Source organism: Zafaria cholistanensis (genome assembly GCF_008580665.1).
GTDB classification, from domain to species: Bacteria; Actinomycetota; Actinomycetes; order Actinomycetales; family Micrococcaceae; genus Zafaria; species Zafaria cholistanensis.
In genome coordinates this window covers 44,809-52,174 of the sequence record NZ_BKDJ01000018.1, presented here as the reverse complement: position 1 = coordinate 52,174, position 7,366 = coordinate 44,809, and the positions used below count along the sequence as shown (strand labels likewise).

The 7,366-nt window shown below is 70.8% G+C and carries 8 protein-coding genes; 7 read left to right on the top strand and 1 reads right to left on the bottom strand.

Annotated elements, in window-relative coordinates; genetic code table 11:
- A partial coding sequence (locus tag NCCP_RS13610) for a CinA family protein (RefSeq protein ID WP_414727732.1) occupies window positions 1-583 on the top strand: 583 nt, incomplete at its 5' end.
- 171 nt (window positions 584-754) lie between these two features.
- Window positions 755-1,186, top strand: coding sequence for a helix-turn-helix domain-containing protein (locus NCCP_RS13605; RefSeq protein WP_149957830.1), 432 nt, complete (start codon window positions 755-757; stop codon window positions 1,184-1,186).
- A 355-nt stretch (window positions 1,187-1,541) separates the two neighbouring features.
- Here the strand turns inward: NCCP_RS13605 and NCCP_RS13600 are convergent, their stop codons facing one another.
- Window positions 1,542-2,036: a MarR family winged helix-turn-helix transcriptional regulator gene (locus tag NCCP_RS13600; protein WP_149957829.1), complete on the bottom strand. Its 495-nt coding sequence runs from the start codon at window positions 2,034-2,036 to the stop codon at window positions 1,542-1,544.
- Between the two features lie 122 nt (window positions 2,037-2,158).
- Between NCCP_RS13600 and NCCP_RS13595 the strand changes: the two genes are divergently transcribed.
- The 5 genes from NCCP_RS13595 to miaA all read left to right on the top strand — a co-directional run bounded on the left by NCCP_RS13595 (window position 2,159) and on the right by miaA (window position 7,348).
- Entirely contained in the window at window positions 2,159-2,380 is a 222-nt protein-coding gene (locus tag NCCP_RS13595; protein ID WP_149957828.1) for a DUF3046 domain-containing protein, read from the top strand.
- Between the two features lie 207 nt (window positions 2,381-2,587).
- Entirely contained in the window at window positions 2,588-3,631 is a 1,044-nt protein-coding gene (recA, locus tag NCCP_RS13590) for a recombinase RecA (RefSeq protein ID WP_149957827.1), read from the top strand.
- A 38-nt stretch (window positions 3,632-3,669) separates the two neighbouring features.
- A complete protein-coding gene (locus tag NCCP_RS13585; protein ID WP_149957826.1) occupies window positions 3,670-4,869 on the top strand; it encodes a regulatory protein RecX in 1,200 nt (399 codons plus the stop codon).
- Between the two features lie 39 nt (window positions 4,870-4,908).
- Window positions 4,909-6,432, top strand: coding sequence for a tRNA (N6-isopentenyl adenosine(37)-C2)-methylthiotransferase MiaB (gene miaB, locus NCCP_RS13580; protein WP_149957825.1), 1,524 nt, complete (start codon window positions 4,909-4,911; stop codon window positions 6,430-6,432).
- 10 nt (window positions 6,433-6,442) lie between these two features.
- Complete coding sequence (gene miaA, locus NCCP_RS13575; RefSeq protein ID WP_149957824.1) at window positions 6,443-7,348, top strand: tRNA (adenosine(37)-N6)-dimethylallyltransferase MiaA; 906 nt, start codon at window positions 6,443-6,445, stop codon at window positions 7,346-7,348.
- The last annotated feature ends 18 nt before the right edge of the window (window positions 7,349-7,366 follow it).

Genomic DNA, 7,366 nt, shown 5'->3' with positions numbered 1-7,366 from the left:
CCTGTCCGGCGCCGCCGGGGGCACCTCCGCCGGCCCGCCCGGCGCCGCCGGGGGCACCTCCGCCGGCCCGCCCGGTGCAGCGGCCATGCGGCTGGTGGCCGCCGCCGCCGCCCGCTCGCTCACCCTGGCGACCGCCGAATCGCTCACCGCGGGCCAGGTGGCCGCGGCAATCGCGGACGTCCCGGGGGCCTCGGCGGTGTTGCGCGGGGGAGTGGTGGCCTACCACAACGAGGTCAAGGCTGCGGTGCTTGGCGTCGATGCCGGGCTGCTGGAGAGCGTGGGGTCGGTGGATCGGGAGGTCGCCCGGCAGATGGCCTTGGGGGCACGGCGGGCCTGCGGTGCCGACTTGGCCGTCTCCACCACCGGGGTTGCCGGCCCGGCCGCGCACGACGGCCAGCCCGTGGGGACCGTGTTCATCGGCTGGGCCGGCCCGGACGGAAGCGGTGCACACGAATTGAGGTTGGACGGAGACCGGATGCGGATCCGGGCCGCCTCGCGCGATGCCGCCCTGGGACTGCTGCTTGACTTGGTCGAACCGGTCGCGCCTGGCGGTACGGCCCCGGCCGGGGAAGCCGATATTTGAGGTTCCAGTACGGATACACCACTGGAACCGCTCCGTTCATATGGTTAGGGTGGGGGAACCGGGAACAAAACGCGTTACCGGGGAGTTGACACCTTCAACGGCCCGCACAACCGGCGGGCCGGGAACCGACCGTCAAAGAGGCGTTCAGGACAGAGGAGTTAGGCAATACAGATGGTCAAGCAGCCCGTATCCGTAAACGGCGTGGTCCGTTGGCGCGATGTGGGCCTGACAGAAAACGCCCGTCACGACCAGAAGGAACGCAAAATGGTTGTCCTACGCCATGAGATCGGGGATGTCCTGCGCGACGTCCGCCAGCGCCAGGGCCGGACCCTGCGTGAAGTGTCCCACAGCGCCCGAGTGTCCCTCGGCTACCTGTCCGAGGTCGAACGTGGGCAGAAGGAAGCTTCTTCGGAGCTGCTCTCCTCCATCTGCTCCGCATTGGACGTGCCGCTGTCCCTCATGCTCCGCGAGGTCAGCGACCGAGTGGCCATTGCCGAAGGTGTCACCATACCGGACACCGTTCCGTTGGACCTGGCCAGCCAGTTCTCCGTCCCCGACGAGCTCCCCGAAGGGCTTGCCGCGGGCATGGCCACCAGCCGCTAGGCGGGTCCGCCGTCCAGCCGGGCGTGGCAGGCCGCGGGACCGGGCACGCTGTGTGCCCGGGTGCACTATGGGGTGCACCGCGGCCGGCCGCGGGGTGAGAGGCGGCGTGACCCGGCGCGCGTCCGCGAACGCGACAGTTCAGAAGGAAGCGGAAGCGGTACGGCCCGAGCCGCACTAGAGCAGGGGTCCGGCCATAGGCCGGACCCCAGCGCCAATGCGGCCGGCGCCGTGCCCCCCAGCCCCGCGGGGGCCCGCCCCGCGCCGGCACCCCTGCTCTAGTGCGGCCGCCGCTGTGTCCCGCCGCCCCTGTATCCTGCCGCCCCTGCAGGCCTGCCGGCAGAGGGGCGGGCGGCTCCTAGTTCCGGTCCTTTGCGTAGGACTCATTCAGCCGTGCCAGCAGCGCGGCAAAGGACGCTAGGTCCTGCCCGGTCCAGTCGTCCAGCATGTCGTGGAAGATGCGCTGGCGGGCGGATTGGGCCGCATGGAGCTGGCGGGCCCCCTCCGGGGTGAGGGAAATCGACTGGGCCCGCCCATCCGCCGGGTCGGCGTCGCGCCGGACCATGCCGAGGCTTTCCAGTTGCGAGACCTGGCGGCTGGCTGAGGGCTTGCCGGCGCAGATCTCCGCGGCCAGGTCGGTCAGGCGCAGGCTGCCGCGCCGCTGCAGCGCACCCAGCACCACATAGGCGCCGGGGTCCAGGTCGGGGTGCACCAGGCGCGCGGCCCGGTGCGCATCGGCCCGGGTACGGCGCCACAGGACACCCAGGTTGACCTCCATGATGCGGATGGCCTGTTCGCGGTCGTCGCCAAATGCCAGATGGCCGGGGGCGGAATGGGTGGCCTGCTCGCTCATGGCCCCCAGTGTAGGTGCCCGCCGGGGGGCTTCCGCGGTCCGTGTCGGCAGCATGACCCGCAGCGGTGCCCGCGCCCGGGGGCAGGAGCCCGGCCCGGCCCCGGGCATGGGAGAATGGATGGATGCGGTTGAGTGATTTTTGGCGGCTGATGGAGGACGAGTTCGGGGCGGGCTACGCGCACGTCCTCGCGGGCGACCTGGTGCTGTCCGGCCTGGGAGGGCGCACCGCCAGCGAGGCCCTGCAGGCGGGTATCGAGCCGCGGGACGTGTGGCTGGCGGTGTGCGAGATGCAGGATGTCCCGCCCTCCCGGCGCCTCGGCCGGGACATCGAACCGAAGCGTTGAGCCCCCCGGCCGGGCACGGTGCACACCCGCAAAAGATTCGAAAATTTGTTCGGATCGGGGTATACTTTCCACAGAGGCGATCCGCGGGGCTTTTCGCCCCGCCGGTCCACAACCGATGCGTTTCGGGCCAAAGTGTCAGGAGCGGCACCTACCGTGGTTGGTAGGACGGACACAGGCCGAAAGGCCATAAGACAACCGAGGTGAACAATGGCTGCAGCAAACGACCGCGAGAAGGCTCTGGAAGCGGCACTCGCGCAGATCGACAAGCAGTTCGGCAAGGGCTCGGTCATGCGGCTGGGCGACGACACCCGCGCCCCGATCGAGGTCATCCCCACCGGTTCCGTGGCGCTGGACATTGCGTTGGGCATCGGCGGCCTGCCGCGCGGACGCGTCGTGGAGATCTACGGACCGGAATCCTCCGGTAAGACCACCGTGGCCCTGCATGCAGTGGCGAACGCCCAGAAAAACGGTGGCATCGCGGCGTTCATCGATGCCGAGCACGCGCTGGACCCGGAGTATGCGCGCAAGCTTGGGGTCGACACCGACGCCCTGCTGGTTTCCCAGCCGGACACCGGTGAGCAGGCCCTGGAGATCATGGACATGCTCGTTGGCTCCGGTTCGCTGGACATCGTCGTCATCGACTCCGTCGCCGCCCTGGTGCCGCGCGCCGAAATCGAGGGCGAGATGGGTGACAGCCACGTCGGCCTCCAGGCCCGCCTGATGAGCCAGGCCCTGCGCAAGATCACCGGCCGGCTGAACCAGACGAAGACCACCGCGATCTTCATCAACCAGCTGCGCGAGAAGATTGGCGTGTTCTTCGGCAGCCCGGAGACGACCACCGGTGGTAAGGCGCTGAAGTTCTACGCTTCCGTGCGCATCGACGTGCGCCGCATCGAGACGCTGAAGGAAGGCGCCAACCCGGTGGGGAACCGTACGCGCGCCAAGATCGTCAAGAACAAGATGGCCCCTCCCTTCAAGCAGGCCGAGTTCGACATCATCTACGGCCAGGGCATCTCCCGCGAGGGCAGCCTGATCGACATGGGCGTGGAAGAGGGCATCGTGAAGAAGTCCGGCGCCTGGTTCACCTGCGACGGCGACCAGCTGGGCCAGGGCAAGGAGAACGCCCGCCGGTTCCTCCGCGACAACCCTGACCTGGCCAACGAGATCGAGCGCCGGATCAAGGAGAAGCTGGGTATCGGCATGCAGCCTGCCACGGAGGGCGAGGCCCCGCTGAAGGCCGTGGGCGACTAGGCCCGTAGGCATCCTGGCCTGTATTAGGGATTAGGTCCGTGGGGAAAGCCCCTGACTGGAGCGGCCTCACCGGCACCGGAAACGGTGCCGGGGGGCCGCTTTCGGCCGTCGGCTCCCAGGATCCGGCCGAGCGCCAAGCCGTCATCGAGCGGCTGCGTGCCATGCTGGCCGGAGCCGGAGCCGGAGCCGGAGCCGGAGCCGGAGCCGGAGCCGGAGCCGAGGACGCCGCCGCGGCCGGCGACGCCTCGGGCCTCGGGTCCCTGGGCGGGGCTCCTGGAGAGGGGGCCCTCGGAGACGGGGCCTCCGGAGACAGGGCCTTCAAAGACAGGGCCTCCGAAGAGCGGTCCTCCAAAGACGGAGCCCTCGGAGAGGCTGCCGTCACCGATCTTCCCGGGGACGAGCCCTTTCCAGGGGACGGACCCTTCCCCGATTTCCTGGGACAGGTGGCGGTCGGGGCGGTCTGGGGCCCGGACCCCGCGCCCGCTCCCGCTAGGGGTTCAGGCGGCCGCGGTTCCGCATCCGGCTCCCGGGCGGGTTCCGCCCCCGGCGCCGCTGCCGTGGCGCGTGGAAAATTCCGGCCCGACCGGCCGTCCCGCCGGCGCGCGCCCGCGGGAGGCGGGAAGGCGGCCCCGGAGGACCTCGGTGGCGGCGGGGATGAGCCGTACGAGGAGCCGTACGGGGAGCCCTCCGGGTCCCGGCGCCCCCGCAAGCGCAGCCCGCAGGTGCCGCCGTGGGCGCGCGAGCCGGTGGTCTACGAGGACGACGCCGCAGCCGAGGCCGCGGCGCGGGCCCTGGTGCTGCGCCAGCTCACTGGCGCGCCGAAGACGCGCCGCCAGCTGGAACAGAAGCTCGCCGAGAAGGACATTCCCCTCCACGTCTCGGCCCTCGTCCTGGACCGGTTCACCGAGGTCGACTTGATTGACGACGCTGCCTTCGCGGAATCGTGGGTGCGCCAGCGCGCCCGCTCAAAGGGCCTGGCCCGCTCGGCGCTGCGCCGTGAGCTCGGGCAGAAGGGGGTCGACGAGGCCTCCATTGACACCGCCCTCGAACAGGTCGACTCCGACCAGGAACGCGAAACCGCCCGCGAACTGGTCGCTAAGAAGCTCGCCGGGTCCACCGGGACGCTGGACCGGGATAAGGCGATGCGCCGGCTGGTGGGCATGCTCGGCCGGAAAGGCTACTCGTCCTCGCTGGCAATGGGGGTCATCCGCGAGGAGTGGGACAAGCTGCACGGATAGCGGGCGCGGGGGCAGGCCCCGGTTCGGTACCCTTGATGGGTGAGCCTTGCGACCGAAACCCCCTCCACCGTCCCGGACTCCGACGTGCGCACCTACGAGGTCCGCACCTTCGGCTGCCAGATGAACGTCCACGATTCCGAGCGCCTTTCCGGCCTGCTCGAGGACGCCGGACTGGCCCGGGTCGAACCCGGGCTTCCGGAAGGGGCGGCCGACGTCGTCGTCTTCAACACCTGCGCGGTGCGCGAGAACGCGGACAACAAGCTGTACGGCAACCTCGGCCGGCTTGCGCCCATCAAGGAACGCCGCCCCGGCATGCAGATCGCCGTCGGTGGCTGCCTGGCCCAGAAGGACCGCGACACCATCCTCAAGAAGGCGCCCTGGGTGGACGTCGTCTTTGGAACCCACAACGTCGGAAGCCTGCCCGCCCTGCTGGAGCGCGCCCGCCACAACCAGGAGGCCCAACTGGAAATCCTCGAGGCCCTCGAGGTTTTCCCCTCCACGCTGCCCACCCGGCGCGATTCCGTCCACTCCGGATGGGTCTCCATCTCCGTGGGCTGCAACAACACCTGCACGTTCTGCATCGTGCCCTCCCTGCGCGGCAAGGAACGCGACCGCCGCCCCGGGGAGATCCTGGCCGAGGTGGAAGCGCTCGTGGCCGACGGCGCCATCGAGGTCACCCTGCTGGGGCAGAACGTGAACTCCTACGGGGTCGAGTTCGGCGACCGGTTCGCCTTCGGCAAGCTGCTGCGCGCCTGCGGCAGCATCGAGGGCCTGGAGCGGGTGCGGTTCACCAGTCCGCACCCTGCCGCCTTCACCGACGACGTCATCGACGCCATGGCCGAGACCCCCAACGTCATGCCCGTGCTCCACATGCCGCTGCAGTCCGGCTCGGACCGGGTCCTCAAGGACATGCGCCGCTCCTACCGCTCCAAGAAGTTCCTCGGCATTCTCGACAAGGTCCGCGAACGCATTCCGCACGCCGCCATCACCACGGACATCATCGTCGGCTTCCCGGGGGAGACCGAGGAGGACTTCCAGGCGACCCTCGACGTCGTCGAGCAGGCCCGCTTCTCCAGCGCGTTCACCTTCCAGTACTCCAAGCGCCCGGGCACCCCGGCCGCGGAGTTGCCGGACCAGCTGCCCAAGGCCGTCGTGCAGGAACGGTACGAGCGCCTGACCGCGCTGCAGGACCGCATCAGTGCGGAGGAAAACGCCAGGCAGCTCGGCCGCGAGGTCGAGGTCCTGGTGACCGCGCAGTCCGGGCGCAAGGCGGACGAAACCCACCGGCTCTCCGGCCGCTCGGCCGACCAGCGCCTGGTGCACTTCTCCGTCCCGGAGGGCGCCGAGCAGCCACGCCCGGGCGACCTCGTCACCGTCACGGTGACCGCCGCCGCACCGTTCCACCTGATCGCGGACCCGGCCGACGCCTCCGCCTACCGGCTGCGCCGTTCCCGCGCCGGCGACGCCTGGGACCGTGCGCAGGCCGAGTCCTGCGCGGTACCCGCCCCCGGTGGCGGCAAGGGCGTGTCCCTGGGCATGCCGGCCCTTCCGCCGCGGGACTAGAGCCGGAACCGTGCTGCCAATCATCGCCGTCGTCGGACCCACCGGGACGGGCAAGTCGGACCTGGCCATCGAATTGGCCCTGCGGTTGAACGGAGAGGTGGTCAACGCCGACGCCCTGCAGTTCTACCGCGGCATGGACATCGGGACCGCCAAGGTGCCCGTGGCCGAGCGCCGCGGCGTACCGCACCACCTGCTGGACACCATGGACGTCACGCAGGAGGCCAGCGTTGCCGGGTTCCAGGTCCAGGCCCGGGCGCTCTTCGCGGACATCCGCGCCCGCGGGCGTGTCCCCGTCCTGGCCGGCGGCTCCGGGCTCTACGTCCGTGCCGCCCTGGATGTGCTCGAATTCCCGCCCACGGACCCGCAGGTCCGCGGGCGGCTGGAGGCGGAAGCCGCGGAGGGCGGCATTGGCCCGTTGCTGGAACGGCTGCGCGGGGTGGACCCCGACTCCGCCGCGCGGCTGGGTGACGAACGCCGGATTATCCGGGCCCTGGAGGTCCACGCGATCACCGGGCGGCCGTTCAGCTCCTATATGCCCCGCCGCGAGTACGCGCAACCGGCGGTCCAGATCGGCCTGGCCATCGACCGTGCGCTGCTGCACGAGCGCCTGGCCGCACGCGTCGGACGGATGGTGGACGCCGGCCTTCTCGAGGAGGTCCGCCGGCTGGATGCCGCCGGACTGCGCCGGGGCAGGACCGCGTCCCGGGCCATTGGCTACTCCCAGTTCCTCGACGTCCTGGACGGCACGGCAACGGTTGCGCAGGCCGCCGAACGCACGGTGGTCGCAACGCGGCAGTTTGCCCGGAGGCAGACCACCTGGTTCACCGCCGACCCGCGCGTGCACTGGCTGGAGGCCACGCGCCCCGACCTGGCCGATGCCGCCGAAGCCATCGTCCGGGCCGCCGCCGCGGCCTGAGCTGCGGCCCGGACCCCG